This window comes from Devosia marina (assembly GCF_009758415.1).
Taxonomy (GTDB): Bacteria; Pseudomonadota; Alphaproteobacteria; order Rhizobiales; family Devosiaceae; genus Devosia; species Devosia marina.
The window spans coordinates 107,194-121,361 of the sequence record NZ_WQRF01000004.1; the positions used below are offsets into that span (position 1 = coordinate 107,194).

13 protein-coding genes are annotated in these 14,168 nt (G+C 61.8%); 6 read left to right on the forward strand and 7 right to left on the reverse strand.

What is annotated here, in order from left to right:
• Window positions 1-224: 224 nt before the first annotated feature.
• From GO014_RS13810 to GO014_RS13830, 5 genes are read left to right on the forward strand one after another with little or no spacing between them, the layout of a single operon-like run.
• Window positions 225-782, forward strand: coding sequence for a carbohydrate-binding domain-containing protein (locus GO014_RS13810; RefSeq protein WP_157290920.1), 558 nt, complete (start codon window positions 225-227; stop codon window positions 780-782).
• Between the two features lie 59 nt (window positions 783-841).
• Complete coding sequence (locus GO014_RS13815) at window positions 842-1,861, forward strand: UDP-glucuronic acid decarboxylase family protein (protein WP_210252459.1); 1,020 nt, start codon at window positions 842-844, stop codon at window positions 1,859-1,861.
• Window positions 1,862-1,887: 26 nt separating this feature from the next.
• Window positions 1,888-3,312, forward strand: a complete 1,425-nt coding sequence (locus GO014_RS13820; RefSeq protein WP_157290922.1) for a UDP-glucose dehydrogenase family protein — start codon at window positions 1,888-1,890, stop codon at window positions 3,310-3,312.
• A gap of 25 nt (window positions 3,313-3,337) precedes the next feature.
• Window positions 3,338-4,834 carry a glycosyltransferase family 2 protein gene (locus GO014_RS13825; protein WP_157290923.1) on the forward strand — a complete coding sequence of 499 codons (1,497 nt, stop codon included), beginning with the start codon at window positions 3,338-3,340 and terminating at the stop codon, window positions 4,832-4,834.
• A 27-nt stretch (window positions 4,835-4,861) separates the two neighbouring features.
• Window positions 4,862-6,001 (forward strand): NAD-dependent epimerase/dehydratase family protein, encoded by a 1,140-nt coding sequence (locus GO014_RS13830; RefSeq protein WP_157290924.1) that lies wholly within the window; start codon window positions 4,862-4,864, stop codon window positions 5,999-6,001.
• Window positions 6,002-6,006: 5 nt separating this feature from the next.
• On the opposite strand, the gene GO014_RS13835 is transcribed toward GO014_RS13830, so the two are convergent.
• The 7 genes from GO014_RS13835 to GO014_RS13865 form a co-directional block, all read right to left on the reverse strand.
• The gene (locus GO014_RS13835) at window positions 6,007-6,951 is read right to left on the reverse strand and encodes a BadF/BadG/BcrA/BcrD ATPase family protein (RefSeq protein WP_157290925.1); all 945 of its coding nucleotides are present in this window, start codon (window positions 6,949-6,951) and stop codon (window positions 6,007-6,009) included.
• Complete coding sequence (locus tag GO014_RS13840; protein ID WP_157290926.1) at window positions 6,948-7,613, reverse strand: N-acetylmannosamine-6-phosphate 2-epimerase; 666 nt, start codon at window positions 7,611-7,613, stop codon at window positions 6,948-6,950. The genes GO014_RS13835 and GO014_RS13840 overlap by 4 nt, the downstream gene beginning before the upstream one ends.
• Entirely contained in the window at window positions 7,610-8,482 is an 873-nt protein-coding gene (locus GO014_RS13845) for a carbohydrate ABC transporter permease (protein ID WP_246204634.1), read from the reverse strand. Before GO014_RS13845 ends, GO014_RS13840 begins: the two co-directional genes overlap by 4 nt.
• Window positions 8,479-9,399, reverse strand: a complete 921-nt coding sequence (locus GO014_RS13850; protein WP_104892293.1) for a carbohydrate ABC transporter permease — start codon at window positions 9,397-9,399, stop codon at window positions 8,479-8,481. Before GO014_RS13850 ends, GO014_RS13845 begins: the two co-directional genes overlap by 4 nt.
• A gap of 176 nt (window positions 9,400-9,575) precedes the next feature.
• Entirely contained in the window at window positions 9,576-10,817 is a 1,242-nt protein-coding gene (locus tag GO014_RS13855; RefSeq protein ID WP_157290927.1) for an extracellular solute-binding protein, read from the reverse strand.
• Window positions 10,818-10,870: 53 nt separating this feature from the next.
• Window positions 10,871-11,932: an ABC transporter ATP-binding protein gene (locus GO014_RS13860; RefSeq protein WP_157290928.1), complete on the reverse strand. Its 1,062-nt coding sequence runs from the start codon at window positions 11,930-11,932 to the stop codon at window positions 10,871-10,873.
• A gap of 173 nt (window positions 11,933-12,105) precedes the next feature.
• Complete coding sequence (locus GO014_RS13865) at window positions 12,106-12,957, reverse strand: MurR/RpiR family transcriptional regulator (RefSeq protein WP_116588013.1); 852 nt, start codon at window positions 12,955-12,957, stop codon at window positions 12,106-12,108.
• A gap of 213 nt (window positions 12,958-13,170) precedes the next feature.
• Here GO014_RS13865 and murQ point away from each other — a divergent pair, with 213 nt between their 5' ends.
• Entirely contained in the window at window positions 13,171-14,106 is a 936-nt protein-coding gene (gene murQ / locus GO014_RS13870; protein WP_157290929.1) for an N-acetylmuramic acid 6-phosphate etherase, read from the forward strand.
• Window positions 14,107-14,168: the final 62 nt, after the last annotated feature.

The window sequence follows — 14,168 nt, forward strand, 5'->3', positions numbered from 1 at the left end:
ATTAGACAGAACTATCTAGATCGTTGTATTAATGGCACCATTTTAAATCAATAGCTAGACTATCCCCTAACAGAGTCATTCGGTGCGGGAGACGTTCTGCATACAGCTTTGTGGTACGGCAACTTTGTTAGTGGTGAGTCAAGATGTGCAAGATATCACAAGTAGTAAATGCGAAAGTTTTGGGCATCTCTACCGCCCTGACATTGATAGCGGCATTGCCCGCCATGGCCGATTCGCTGGTCATTATTTCTATCGCCGGGGAGGCCTATGATGGCCCGCCAAGCTTTGATCTTTTGATTGATGACAACGTGGTGGGCAGCGGCACGCTGCGCATGGCGATCAAGACCGAGGCCGACGGGCGCCTGTTCACGAAACCGCGCCCCAGCTCGTTTCTGGAACAATTTTCCTTCACGGTCCCGGATGACCTGCTGACACCGGATGCTGAAATCAGCCTGGTGCTGACCAATGACAAGTTCACCCGCATGGATGGCGCCGGTGAGGATGGGGTGCTCGACCGCAACCTGTTTATCGACTTCGTGCGAGTCAACGACATCGAGGTAACCTCGGCTGATATGGTACTGATTTATGACGGCGATGTCGTAGAATATAGCTATCAGGCGGGATTGCTGCCGATCTATGAAGCCGGGTTTCGCGCGGTGGCGCGTCCGCCAGAGGGTGGCTGGCTGACCGGTGCCGTTGCCAAGGTCGGCATGCTCGATATTCCCATGCCCTTGCCGCGACCGAAGGATCTGACGCTCAGCGCCGGCCTGGTGCAACAATGAGCCCGCAGCATAAAGCGACAAGGCTGGTGCGTCAGACGCGCACCGGCCGTCGGACAGACATGCCCAAATCCATCTGCGTGACAGGTGGAGCGGGGTTCCTCGGCTCGCATCTGTGTGCCCGCCTGATTGGCGAGGGGCACCGGGTGACCTGCATCGACAATTTTCACACGGGCCGTCCGGCCAATGTCGCGGCCCTGGCACGCAGCAACCGGTTCGAGCTGGTGGAACATGACGTCATGGACGCCCTGCCTGAGCACTTGCCCGCCTTTGACGAAATCTACAATCTCGCCTGCCCGGCTTCGCCGGTGCATTATCAGAGCGATCCGGTCCGCACCGCGCTGATCTGTGCGGAAGGCGCCGCCAATGTGCTCTACCGCGCCCAGCGGGACGGTGCCCGGGTCATGCAGGCCTCGACCTCGGAAATCTATGGCGACCCCGAGATTCACCCGCAGCGCGAGGACTATTGCGGCAATGTCAACACGGTAGGACCTCGCTCCTGCTATGACGAAGGCAAGCGCTTTGCCGAGACGCTGTTCACCGATTTCGCCCGCCAGAGCGGCGTGGTGGTCAAGATCGTGCGCATCTTCAATACCTATGGCCCGCGAATGCAGCCCGATGACGGCCGGGTGGTCTCCAACTTCATTCTGCAGGCTTTGCGCGGCGAGGACATCACGATCTATGGCGAGGGCCAACAAACCCGCTCGTTCTGCTATGTCGATGATCTGATCGAGGGTTTTGTGCGCCTGATGGCGTCCGGGCCGGAGGTCGATGGTCCGGTCAATATCGGCAATCCCACCGAAATCACCGTGGGCGAGTTGGCACAAATCATCATCGAGATGACAGGCGCGTCCTCAAAAATCGTCCACCGCCCCCTGCCGGTTGACGATCCGCGCCGCCGGCGCCCCGACATCACCCGCGCCAGCACGCTGCTTGGCTGGGCGCCACGCGTGCCCCTGGCCGAAGGGCTGGACAAAACCATCCGCTACTTTGCCAGCCTCAACCAGACGCTGGCGCCGGCCCAGCGCCATGAGCCGGTCTTCGCCGCGGCGGCCCGGAGCGAGCCCATCGTACGATTCTAGTTTGCGTAGCAGAGCGAGTAAGAACCATGCGCCTCATGATTATCGGTTCGGGATATGTCGGTCTTGTTTCGGGCGCATGCCTGGCGGAACTTGGACACCACGTGATGTGCGTGGACAATGATACAAGCAAGGTCGAGCGGCTGCAGGCTGGCCAGATTCCCATCTACGAGCCGCAACTCTCCGAGATGATCACCCGAAATGTAGCGCGGGGGCGCTTGGGTTTTAGCAGCCAGCTGCCGAGACTGGGCAAGGAAATACACGCGGTGATGATCGCGGTGGGCACGCCGCCCCAGACCAATGGCAGCGCCAATCTCGATGCCATCTTCGCTGTGGCCAAGGAAATTGCCGCCAAGGCGATCCATCCGCAAATGGTAATCATCAAGTCCACGGTGCCGGTCGGCACCGGCGACAGCGTGCAGGCGCTGATGCACAAGGCACGACCCGAAATGCATTTCTCGGTGATCTCCAATCCCGAGTTCCTGCGCGAAGGCTCGGCCATTGATGACTTCATGGCACCGGACAGGATCGTTGTGGGCGCCGGGGACGAAACGGCCCGCAATACGCTGCGAGCGCTGTATGCGCCGCTGGAGCAGACCGGAACACAAGTGGTCTGCATGGGCCGGCGGGAGGCGGAATTGGTCAAATGCGCTGCCAATGCGTTCCTGGCCACCAAGATCGCATTTATCAATGAAATGGCGGACCTATGCGAAGCGGTTGGCGCCGATGTCGAGCAGGTCGCCCATGGCGTCGGGCTGGACGAGCGCATCGGCGAAGCTTTTCTGCAGGCCGGCCCCGGCTATGGCGGGTCGTGCTTCCCCAAGGACACGACCGCGCTACAGGCGATTGCCCAGGAATATGGCATCAATCTGCGGCTAGTCGAAACCGTCATCGCATCCAATGACGCCCGCAAGCGCGGCATGGGTCGCCGCGTCTCGAGAGCGCTGCCGGGCGGTTTGTCGGGGCGGGTCGTGGCGGTGTTGGGCCTGACGTTCAAACCCAATACCGACGACATGCGCGATTCCCCGTCCCTGGCCCTGATCGACGCCGTGCAGCGGGCCGGTGCGAAGGTGCAAGTGTTTGATCCACAAGGGATGAATCGGGCCCGGTTGCATCTGCATGATGTCCACTTCGCGGACAATGCCTATCTCTGTGCCGAAGGGGCGGATTGCATTGTGCTGGCGACGCATTGGCCCGAATTTGCCACGCTCGACGCCGAGCGGCTGGGGCGGGGGGTCCGCAACAAGGTCTTGGTGGACCTGCGCAATTTCCTTGATCCACAAGCCTTTCTCAATGCCGGTTTTGCGGTCCACGCCATAGGGCGGCCGCCGCAGCATCCCCGGCGGCACAACGTGCTCGCGGTGCACCAGGACAGTGCCCGGAACCACTCCAGGAGGGGCTACATGAACGGGGCAACGCAGCGTTCCGCCCTGCAAGATGGGATGAGCGGCTAGACGCAGTGTCGCGAGAGGTCAGGCCATGGAAACCAACGAGACAATGAGCCTATTGCTTGTCGGTGCCTTCTGCGCGGTCCAGATCGCCTACGCCCTCTCGCAATCGCTCGATCTCTATTTCTTCACCCGCCCGGTCAACTGGGTGGATCCCAATACGGCGCGCGACAAGCCAGCGGACGAATACCCTTACATCGTTCTGTTCTATCCGGTGCTGCGCGAACTTGAATCCACCATGCGCACGACCTTTCTGAGCCTGGCCCAGCTCGAATATCCCAAGGACAAGTTCAGCGTCGTGGCCATTCCCAATGCGGACGACGCCTTCACCGTGCGCTCGCTGCGTCGGCTGCAGAAGGAGTTTCCGTTCCTCCAGATCATTGAGGTGCCGGCCACGTCACACAAATCGTGGCTGGTGGTGTGGAAGGCCTGGGACCGCTGCAAGAAGGCCTATTGGTGGCATGAGGGCAAGTTCGCGCAGAACCGCAATCTGCCCCCGAAAAAAACCAGGCAATTGATCTATGCCTTCTATCAGATTGCCGAACGCGTCATGGACACCCAGGACTTCCTGGTCAATTACATCGACGCGGACAGTTGTCCGCCCAGCGACCATTTCCTGGCTGCGGCCGCCGGCATGGGGCAATATGATGTGCTGCAGGCCCAGAATATTGCCGGCAATCTCAATGCGAGCTGGGCGGCAAGTTGGCACGCCTTTGACCACATGGCCTGGGACGGTTCGAAATATCCGCATCTCTCGGCCAATGGAAAGCACCCTTATTGGGTGCTGGGCAAAGGGCTGTTTTTCCGCGCCTCGGACCTGATCGCGCTGGGCGGCTTCCACCCCTGGCTGACGATCGAGGATCCGGAGGTGGGCATGCGCTTCTGGACCAATGGCAAGCGGCTGGGGGTGATCGAGAACCCCTTGATTGAGGAAGTACCGCTGACTTTCGCGCATGGTATTACCCAGCGCAAACGCTGGGTGGCAGGATTCTTCCAGAGCCTGACCCACCCGCTCAAGGCCATGGGCATGCCCTGGCCGGCCCGTTTCAAGGCCTGGCTGAACTTTCTGCCATGCCTGTCGCTCTCGCTGAACTCCATCGGCCTTCCACTGGGAATCTGGGCCACCTGGTCGGCCTGGACTGGCCAGAACATCTTGCCTGATTGGGCCATCGTACTGTCCCTGGCCAATCTGGTGGTCTTCACTCTGTCGATGAGCGCGCTTTATGTGCGGACCTGGCGCCGCGCGGCGCTGGTGCTGCCCGCGCGCAAGGACCGCATCCGCTATCTGTTGCGAGTCAATCCGGTCTTTATCCTGGCGTGGTGGCTGGTCTGGCTCATCCCGCTCTGGATCGGTTTCCGCATGTTTCTGCGCAATGAGGGGCTGGTGTGGGAACGCACCGAAAAGACCGATGCCAATCACGATCTGGTCCGCGTCGCCCGGACCAAGAAGTCGAGCGCAACGGCACGCTCCACTGCCCAATCCAAATTGCCCACCGCCATTCGAGCGGGGGCGGAAAAAACCTCATGAGACGCGACGCGCGTAAGGAGTAACACAATGACGAAAGGACACGTTCTGGTCACTGGGGGTGCCGGCTTTATCGGCTCGCATCTGGTGGACTTGTTACTGGCCCGCGGGTTTGAGGTCACCGTTCTCGATTGCCTGCTGGAACAGGTGCATGGCGATGCCGACCGCGATGCCGAAGGCTGGCCGGTCTATCTCAATCCCGCCGCCCGCCGCATCAAGGGCAATATTCTCGATGACGGCGTGTTCGAGAGCGCCCTGTCCGGCATTACCCATCTGGCCCATCTCGCCGCCTCTGTCGGGGTCGGGCAGAGCATGACCAATATTGTCGATTATACCCGCAACAACACCATGGCCGCGGCCATCATGCTCGAAGTGCTGTCGCGCACCGAGCACACGGTCAGGCGCATGGCGGTTGCCTCGTCCATGTCGATCTATGGCGAGGGCCAGTATGTCGAGGCGGAGAGCGGCCGCCCGGTCATGCCGGAAATGCGCGACCACGAACAACTACAGGCCCATCACTGGGAGCTGAACAAGAACGGCGCGAACCTGTCGCCCGTGCCCACCGATGAAAACAAGCTGCTCCAGCCCGCCTCGATCTATGCCGTCAACAAGCGTGATCATGAGGAGATGTTCCTCTCGGTCGGCCGGGCCCTCAAGATTCCCACCGTGGCGCTCAGGCTGTTCAATGCCTATGGCTCGCGCCAGGCGCTGAGCAATCCCTATACCGGGGTAGCGGCCATCTTCATCTCACGCCTGCTCAACGACCAGCCGCCCATCATCTTCGAGGATGGCGAGCAGAAGCGCGATTTTGTGCATGTGCTCGACGTGGCCAATGCCTTTGCCACCGTGCTCGAAAGCGACCTGGCGGTGTGGGAAGCGTGCAATGTGGGCAGCGGGCAGGCGCGGACCGTCAACGAGATCGCGACCACACTGGCGCGGCTGTTGCGCAAGAATATCGCGCCCACCATTCTCAATCAGTACCGGGTGGGGGATATCCGCCATTGCTTCGCCGATATCAGCAAGCTCGAAAAGCTGTTCGGCATCCGGCCGACGCAGGAGTTTGAGACGGGAATGGCGCAGTTGATCGAATGGGTGCAGACGGTGAACCGCCCGCAAGACCGCTCCCAGCAATCGCTGGCGGAGCTGACCCGGAGCAGGCTGGTCGTCTGACTGGGTCAGCCCAGCCGCGGCCCTTCGGCCAGCAGTGTCCGCCAATCTGCGCCGTCACGGCTTGTCTGCAGTCGGGCGGCCGCCAGGGCGCTATCGATGATCGGCTGGGAAACCGCTACACCGGGCAATTGCGCGGTCAGCGCTTCGAAAATAGCCGGGTGGAGCGTCAGCACGCCGCCGATGACGGCAATGGGCAGGTTCCCGGCCCGGGCCCGCATGGCTTGGGCAAGCAAGGCCAGTTCAACCCCAGCCTGACGCAGGATTTCGAGCGCCGTCCCATCGCTCATCTCGGCCGCCCTGGCGACAGCGATCGCCAGGGCGCCGATGCGGCCCCGGTCGCCGGCATAGACATATTGGCGGACATCGTGCCAATCCGACCCGCCCACCAGGGCGAAGATCTGATCGGCCAGGACTTGCAGTCCGGCAAAGGAACCGGTGTGGTCGAGGGTGCGATAGAGCCGGTCGAGCGCCTGGAGCGCAATCCAGCTTCCCGAGCCGGCATCGTCGATGAGAATGCCCCTGCCCCCGACCCTTACGACATCGCCGGTCGCGCCGACGTGAATGCCGATGGAGCCGGTGCCGGCGGACACCAGATGTCCGGCGCCGGGCTGGAAATGGGCCGCGTAGGCGAGAATGATGTCGTCCATCAGAAGGATGGCATCGCGCGGAAGGCCGAGCGCCTGTTGGGCGAGGCCGGCAATCTCATCGGCGGCGGCAGCGCCGAAGCCGGTCAGGCCGCCGGACAGGGCGACCGGTTTGAGACCATGTTCGGCAATCGCGGCGGCTAGTTGGGTGAACACCGCGGCAAGCCGGGTGTGTTCGGCAGGGTTGAACACATGGGCAGTGGCGCCGCCGACCTGGCCGCGCGCCAGCACCGCGCCCGCCGGATCGCAGGCCACCCAGCGGCTGGCCGTGCCGCCCACGTCAAGCCCAAGATGAACCTGGCTCACCGGGGCACGCCCTGTTTGACGAACATGGCGGTGATTTCGCGCGGATTGGTAATCATGGTGCCCACAACAACGGCATGCGCGCCCGCATTGAAGGCCTGGGCGACAAGCTCGGGGCGATTGTAGCGCCCTTCGGCCACCACCGGAACATCAAGCCGGGCGGCCAGGGCATCGAGCAGGGCCAGATCCGGCTCTTCCGGCTTGGGCTGGGTATCTTCAGTATAGCCCGAAAGGGTGGTGGCGACGTAGTCGGCGCCCCAATCGGCAGCCTTCAGCCCCTCTTCCAGCGTGGAAATATCGGCAAACACCTCGGCGCCGATCTCTTCCTGAATGCGCCGGATGAGAATACTGGGGTGTTCGCCATGGCGCGGGCGCTCGGTGCAATCGAGCGCAACAATCCCGGCGCCTGACGCAGAAATTGCGGCGGCGGCCTCGAAACTGGGAGTGATATAGACCGGGTGCTTGTCGGAAAACACCTTGTGAATGCCGATGACCGGCAGGCCCGCTGCCTGCACCGCCGCGACATCGGCGGGGCCATTGGCGCGAATGCCCGCGGCGCCGCCATCGCGCGCCGCCAGCGCCATGGCGCCCATGAAGTGGGGACCATGCAATGGGTTATCGGCCCGCGCCTGGCAGGAGACGACAAGGCCCCTGGGCAGCTTCATTTGACGGCACCGGAGGTCATGCCGGCGATGAACTGCCGCGAGAGGACAATATAGATCAGGATGATCGGCGCAGCAGACAGGGTCAGGCCGGAGAACAGCACACCCCAATCGGTGGTATATTCGCCCATAAACGTCGTCAGGCCCTGCGGCAGGGTTTTCAGATCATCGTTCTGGATGAAGACCAGCGGGAAAAAGAAGTCGTTCCAGATCGGCACGACGTTCTGGATGCCGGCAATGACCATGGCGGGCCGCACCAAAGGCAGCATGATCGACCACATAATACGCGCTTCGGAGGCGCCATCCATGCGCGCGGCGTCCTCAAGTTCATTGGGCAGGGTGCGGATGAAGCCGGTCATGATGAAGACCGTCGTGGGCAGGCCCATGGCGGTATAGACGAAGATCAGCGAGAGCTGATTGTTGAGGATGGAGAGGTCGCGCATCAGCATGAAGAGCGGGATGATGGCGAGTTTGAGCGGCAGGGTCAGCCCGGCCAAGAAGAACATCAGGATGAAGTTCGAGCCGGTGAAGGCATAGCGGCCAATGGCATAGGCCGCCATGGTGCCCAGGGTCAGGATCAGGACCATTGAGGCGCCGGTGACCACGAAGGAATTGAGCAGGTAGCGCAGGAAATTGGTCTGGGTCCAGATTTTCACGAAGTTGCCCACTTGCGTGAAATCGGGAATGCCGAAAGGCGAGGCGAATATCTGCGGCGTGGTCTTGAAGGCCGAAAACACCATGATGACGATGGGCGCCAGCATAATGATGGTGTTGGCGATCAGGATGATCTGCAACAGCCCGTCGCGGCCCAGCGTTCCCAGAATGCCCCTGCGGTCCTGATAGGCCATGGCAGTGGTGGTCGCGGTGCTCATATCTGGATCTCCCTGGCGCGCAGGCGCACGGTGATGACCGTGGCGATGGCGGCGATGAAGAGGAAAATCAGCACGGCCAAGGCCGAACCGAGGCCGAAATCCTGCTGGCCGGCAGACACATTGCCAAAGGCCGTGCGGTAGAAATAGAGCCCCAGCACATCGGTCGAGCCAAAGGGTGACCCATCCAGCCCGCCCATGATGTAGGGCAGCTCAAACCAGTTGAAGGCACCCACGAAGAGCAGGGTGAACACGATGGTGGCGCTGGGCGCGACGAGCGGCCAGACGATCTGGGTGATCTTGACCCATTCGCTTTCGGTCTCCATGCGCACGGCATCGAGAATCTCGCCCGGAATGCGCTGCATGCCGGCGAGGAACACCAGGGTCGGGAAGCCCACCATATGCCAGGCCTGGGCGGCAATGATGCTCCAGAGCGCGGTGCCGCTCTGGCCCAGCCACGGCTGCGCCAGCCCATCAAGCCCCAGACCGCGCAGGCTGATGTTCACCACCCCGAATAGCGGGTGATAGAACAGCTTGAACAGATAGGCGACGATGATGGTGGAGAGCACCACGGGCAGGAACACTGCAATGCGGTGGAAACGGGCGCCGGGCAATTCGCGCCAGAGCGCATAGGCCAGGATGAAACCCAGCCCGTTCTGCAGAACCATCAGCGCGAAAAAGACAATGATGTTGTTCTTGAAGGCGTTGAGCGTCCAGCTCCGATAGGGCTCGACAAACAGCACTGTGTGGAAGTTCTCAAGGCCCACGAAATCGAGGCGCTTGAGGCCCTGCCAGTCAAAGAAGGCATAGGCGAAGGCCGAAATGATCGGATAGACGATGAACAGCGCCACAAAGGCCAGCGGCGGCACGATGAGGAAGGTGATCCAGAGGCCACGGCCTGTCATCCGAAGTTTGGGCATTTGGGCTCGCTTTGAATTTCTGTGAGGGTACACCCCCACCCAGCCTCCCCCCGCAGAAGGGGGAGGAGCCGCATCGAGTATTTGAGTGATCTCCTCACACCCACCAGCCGGTCCCTCCCCCTGTCAGGGGGAGGTCAGGTGGGGGTGCGAGGAGATACAGGCGAAGGGAGGCCGCCTTAGTTCTGGAAGGGCTCGTACCAGGCAGCAAGGCCGGTGGTGAGCACTTCGCCAATGGCTTCGGGCGTGGTTTCGCCGGCGAACAGCTTCTGCATCTCGCCCTGGATCAGCACCGAGCCGGAGGGCTCGCCATAGCGGAAGTGGGCCAGCATCAGATAGGGGATCGAGGACTGGTTCAGCTCAGCCACTTCGCCCAGCAGCGGGTTGTCGAAAGTGACGCCCGGCACGGTCGAGATGTTGTTGAGCGTATTGGCGAAAGCCTGGCCGAATTCCTGGCTGGCCAGGTAGTTGACGAAGGTAATCGCGGCGTCCTTGTTCGGGGTGGCGGCGTTCACCGCATAGCCACCGTCGAAATAGACCGCCACCAGCTTTTCGTCCTCGGCAGTCTCGCCGGGCGCGGCGAACATGCCCAGCTCGATGTCGGGGTTCTGGTTCTTGAAGTTGGACAGCTCATAGGAGCCGCCGATGAACATGCCCGCCATACCCGAGGCGAAGAGCTGCTGGGCGGACGGATAGTCGAGACCGATAAAGCCATCGGGGAAATAGTCGGCGGCAATCGCGGCGACTTCGCCGAGAGCCGAGGTGAAGCGCTCATCGGTGAAATCGGTCTCACCGGCGATCAGGTCTTCGTAGAAATCCTTGCCCATCAACGAGGAGCCGAGACCGAAGGTGACGGTTTCGTTCTGCCAGGCGGTTGCCGTGCCATTGGCGAAGGGAATGACGCCAGCATCCTTGAGCGACTGGCCCAGGGCTTCCAGGTCAGCCCAGCTCTGCGGCTCTTCGAGGCCATTGGCGTCGAAAATCGCCTTGTTGTAGATGACGAACTGGGTCTGGCTGGCGAAGGGCACGGCATAGATCTGGCCGTCCGAGCGCATGCTTTCGGCCGCCAGCGACGCGGCGGAGAAATCGGCCAGGGCCGGCACGGTTTCGGTGCTCAGAGGTTCTAGATAACCGGCCGAAGCGACGTTTTCGAGGCCGCCATAAGCGCGCACCATGGCCAGGTCCGGACCGGTGCCACCGGCCAGGGCGGTGGACAGGATGGTGTTGTAATTGGTGGCTTCGAAGGTTTCGAACTTCACGGTGATGCCCGGATTGGCCGCCTCGAACGTCTCGATGAACTGTTCATAGGCCGCGCGGTCTTCCTGGCGCCAGCTCCACAGGGTCAGATCCTGGGCCAGCGTAGGGGCGGCGACGAGCACGGCTCCCAGGGCCGCGCCGATGCGTATCAGATTGGTCTTCATGGAGTTCCCTCTCCTTGCGAGTTCTCTTTGGTGGTCTTGTCCCGGCGCCCGGTTCAGGGCGACAGCCGCCGGCCATCCTCGGCGGAAAAGAAATGCGCGGCGCCCGGCGCGACCGTCACGGTCACCGTTTCGTCCGGCGCAAATAGATCGTTGGGGGTGGTGCGGGCCGAGAGCAGCGTGCCGTCGGCCAGCCGGGCATAGACATAAGCATTGTCGCCCAGATATTCGGTATAGACGACCTGGGCGGCAAAGCCCTCGGCCGCGCCGCGGGTCAGATGCACCGCATCGGGCCGCAAGCCCAGCTTGAGCGCCTTTGCATCCGGCACGGCGCCGACAGCCACGGCTCCCCCATTGGCGACACCAAGGCGGTCCCCGTCGCGGGTCACATCGACCAGCGTCATGCGCGGCGAGCCGATGAAGCTGGCAACGAATGTGTTGGCCGGCGTCTCATAGAGCTCGCGCGGCGAGCCGACCTGTTCGATGCGGCCATTGTTCATCACCACGATCTTGTCGGCCAGGGTCATGGCTTCGACCTGATCATGGGTCACGTAGATCATGGTGCCGCCGATCTCGCGATGCAGGCGGGCGATTTCGAGGCGGACTTCGGAGCGCAGGGCCGCGTCGAGATTGGACAGCGGCTCATCGAGCAGGAATACATCGGGCTTGCGCACCAAGGCCCGGCCGATGGCAACGCGCTGGCGCTGGCCACCCGAGAGTTCGCGCGGTCGGCGCTTGAGCAGTTCGCCCAGCCGCAGCATGCGCGCGGCGTCGGCAATGCGTTGTTCGACCTCGGCCTTGTCGAGCCCCATCAGGCGGGCCCCGAAGGCCATGTTTTCATAGACATCCATATGCGGGTAAAGCGCATAAGACTGGAACACCATGGCGATGCCGCGGCGCGAGGGCGCCACATCGTTCATGCGGCTACCATTGAGCACGAATTCGCCATCGGTGATCGGGTCGAGTCCGGCGATCAGGCGCAGCAGGGTCGACTTGCCGCAGCCCGAGGGGCCGACAAAGACGACGAATTCGCGGTCGCCGATTTCCAGATCGATGCCATGCAAGACTTCAGTCTCGCGAAAGCGCTTCTTGATGCCGCGAAGCGATAGCTGAGCCAATTGCTCTCTCCGTCCATCCTGCCCGTGGCAGGTCCCCTGGGCAGGTCACCCTCATGCCTGCATGTTGGAATAGTAAATTCCAGCAATTGATGGTGTCAAGAATATTAAATTACTTCTCGCGCGCAGCGAGATGAGCGGCAGCCGCCTGGGTCGAGGCGCCAATTGTGCAGCGGCTAGCGGGCCTTGAGCACCGTCACGGCGGTTTCGGAATTGTGGATAAAGTCGTGCGCGTCCGGTTGCATGCGGATCATCAGAATGAACAGCATGTCCATCAGCATCAATTGCGCATCGCGCGAGGTGATGGCCGAGGAGCGCACCCGCTCCTCATCGGCGACGGTAAAGAGGTGAATATCGGCCAGCTCGAGCAAGGGGTTGGGCTGCAATCCGGTCATCGAAATCACCGTGGCGCCACGCTGCCGGGCAATCTCGGCAATACGCAGGGTTTCCACGCTGCGACCGGAATGGGACAGGGCAAAGAGCACATCAGCCGCGTTGAGCGCCGAGGCATTGGAGATCTGGATATGGCTGTCGCTGTCGATCAGCGCCATGCGGCCCAGCTTGAGCAGCTTATAGGAGAAGTCCTTGGCCACCAGCGAGGAGGCCCCAACGCCCGCGAGCTGGATTTTCCGGGCATTGACCAGGGATTGCAGCGCCAGATCAATGGTCTGCTCATTATTGGCGGCCAGGGTTTCGCGCATCGAGAGCAGCTTGGAGCCGATCAGCTTTTGCAGGATGGTGACGTAGCTGTCGCTGGCATCGATCGAACCATGAATGACCCCGCCGGGGGCATGCCATTCGAGCGCCTTGGCCTTGTTCACAGCCAGCTTGAGTTGCTGGTAGCCGGCATAGCCCAGCTTCTGGCTGAACTTGACGACGCTGGACTGGCTGCGCCCGGTTGCTTCTGCCAGGGCGGCCGATGACAGGGTCAGCATCTGCTCGGGATGATCGATGATGAACTGGGCGATCTGGCGATCGGCCTGGGTCATGGTGTCCAGCTTGGCGCTAAGGACCTTGAGTATCGACATTTGCGTTCCCGTGCCGCCGGCCCAGCCGCCTCGTCTTTCGAGGACTAAAGCCGACCTCCCTCAAATTGCAACCTGCTTGTGTCCCTGTGCACCGCATGTCTTGCCAGAGACATATCCCCAGGACATCATCAATTTGGAATACAATATTCCATGTCTCGTTGACACCCGGAATATTCACTTCTAGCATCGCTGCGGAATTTGAGCATAGGCACAATGGCAAAAACGACCCTGATGGCTGAGCTGGAACAGCTCGTTTCCGAAGCCCGCAACCCGAACACGCTACAGATCGACCTGATGTCGTCGGGCGAGATCGTGGCGGCGATGAATGCCGAGGATGCAAAGGTCGCCGAGGCTGTGCGCCAGGTGCTTCCGCAGGTTGCTGCCACTGTCGACTGCATTGTCGAAGCGTTCAAGGCCGGTGGTCGATTGATCTATATGGGTGCCGGCACTAGCGGACGGCTGGGCGTGCTGGACGCCTCGGAGTGTCCGCCAACCTTCGGCGTGCCCGAAGGCATGGTGGTGGGGCTGATTGCCGGGGGCGACCGCGCCCTGCGCCATCCGATCGAGGGCGCCGAAGATTCCCGCGAAGAGGGCCGCAACGACCTCCAGCGGGTTGATGTTTCGGCCAGGGACGTGGTGGTGGGCATCGCGGTCAGCGGCCGGACGCCCTATGTCATTGGGGGGCTCGACTATGCCAAGAGCGTTGGCGCCGTGACCGCAGCATTGTCCTGCAATCCGGATTCCGCCATCGCCAGTATGGCCGATATTGCCATTTCGCCGCTGGTCGGCCCCGAAGCGCTGACCGGCTCGACCCGCCTCAAATCGGGCACGGCGCAGAAACTGGTGCTCAACATGCTCACCACCGCCAGCATGATCCGCATCGGCAAGTCCTATGAAAACCTTATGGTGGATCTTTCCGTCAGCAATGAAAAGCTGGCGGCTCGCGCCACCCGCATTCTGATCGAGGTGGCCGATTGCACGGCCGAAGAGGCCGAGGCGTTTCTGCTGGCCAGCAAGAACAATGTGAAGCTGGCGATCCTGATGGCGTTGACCGGCATGAGTGCGGCGGAAGGAGCGCTTGCCCTTGAAGAGGCCGGTGGTTTCCTGCGCCGCGCCGCTGCCCAGCCCCAGCCGCGTGCAGCCGGATAAATGAGCGGCAAGGTGGCCCTGCTTGTTGATCTGACTACGATAGCCGAAAAGCCGCAGAACTG

What these genes read in the sequence shown, in the direction of transcription:
- GO014_RS13810 (WP_157290920.1), top strand. Translation starts at nt 225, where the DNA reads ATGGCCGATTCGCTGGTCATTATTTCTATCGCCGGGGAGGCCTATGAT.
- GO014_RS13815 (WP_210252459.1), top strand. Translation starts at nt 842, where the DNA reads ATGCCCAAATCCATCTGCGTGACAGGTGGAGCGGGGTTCCTCGGCTCG.
- GO014_RS13820 (WP_157290922.1), top strand. Translation starts at nt 1,888, where the DNA reads ATGCGCCTCATGATTATCGGTTCGGGATATGTCGGTCTTGTTTCGGGC.
- GO014_RS13825 (WP_157290923.1), top strand. Translation starts at nt 3,338, where the DNA reads ATGGAAACCAACGAGACAATGAGCCTATTGCTTGTCGGTGCCTTCTGC.
- GO014_RS13830 (WP_157290924.1), top strand. Translation starts at nt 4,862, where the DNA reads ATGACGAAAGGACACGTTCTGGTCACTGGGGGTGCCGGCTTTATCGGC.
- GO014_RS13840 (WP_157290926.1), bottom strand. Translation starts at nt 7,613, where the DNA reads ATGAAGCTGCCCAGGGGCCTTGTCGTCTCCTGCCAGGCGCGGGCCGAT.
- GO014_RS13845 (WP_246204634.1), bottom strand. Translation starts at nt 8,482, where the DNA reads ATGAGCACCGCGACCACCACTGCCATGGCCTATCAGGACCGCAGGGGC.
- GO014_RS13850 (WP_104892293.1), bottom strand. Translation starts at nt 9,399, where the DNA reads ATGCCCAAACTTCGGATGACAGGCCGTGGCCTCTGGATCACCTTCCTC.
- GO014_RS13855 (WP_157290927.1), bottom strand. Translation starts at nt 10,817, where the DNA reads ATGAAGACCAATCTGATACGCATCGGCGCGGCCCTGGGAGCCGTGCTC.
- GO014_RS13865 (WP_116588013.1), bottom strand. Translation starts at nt 12,957, where the DNA reads ATGTCGATACTCAAGGTCCTTAGCGCCAAGCTGGACACCATGACCCAG.
- murQ (WP_157290929.1), top strand. Translation starts at nt 13,171, where the DNA reads ATGGCAAAAACGACCCTGATGGCTGAGCTGGAACAGCTCGTTTCCGAA.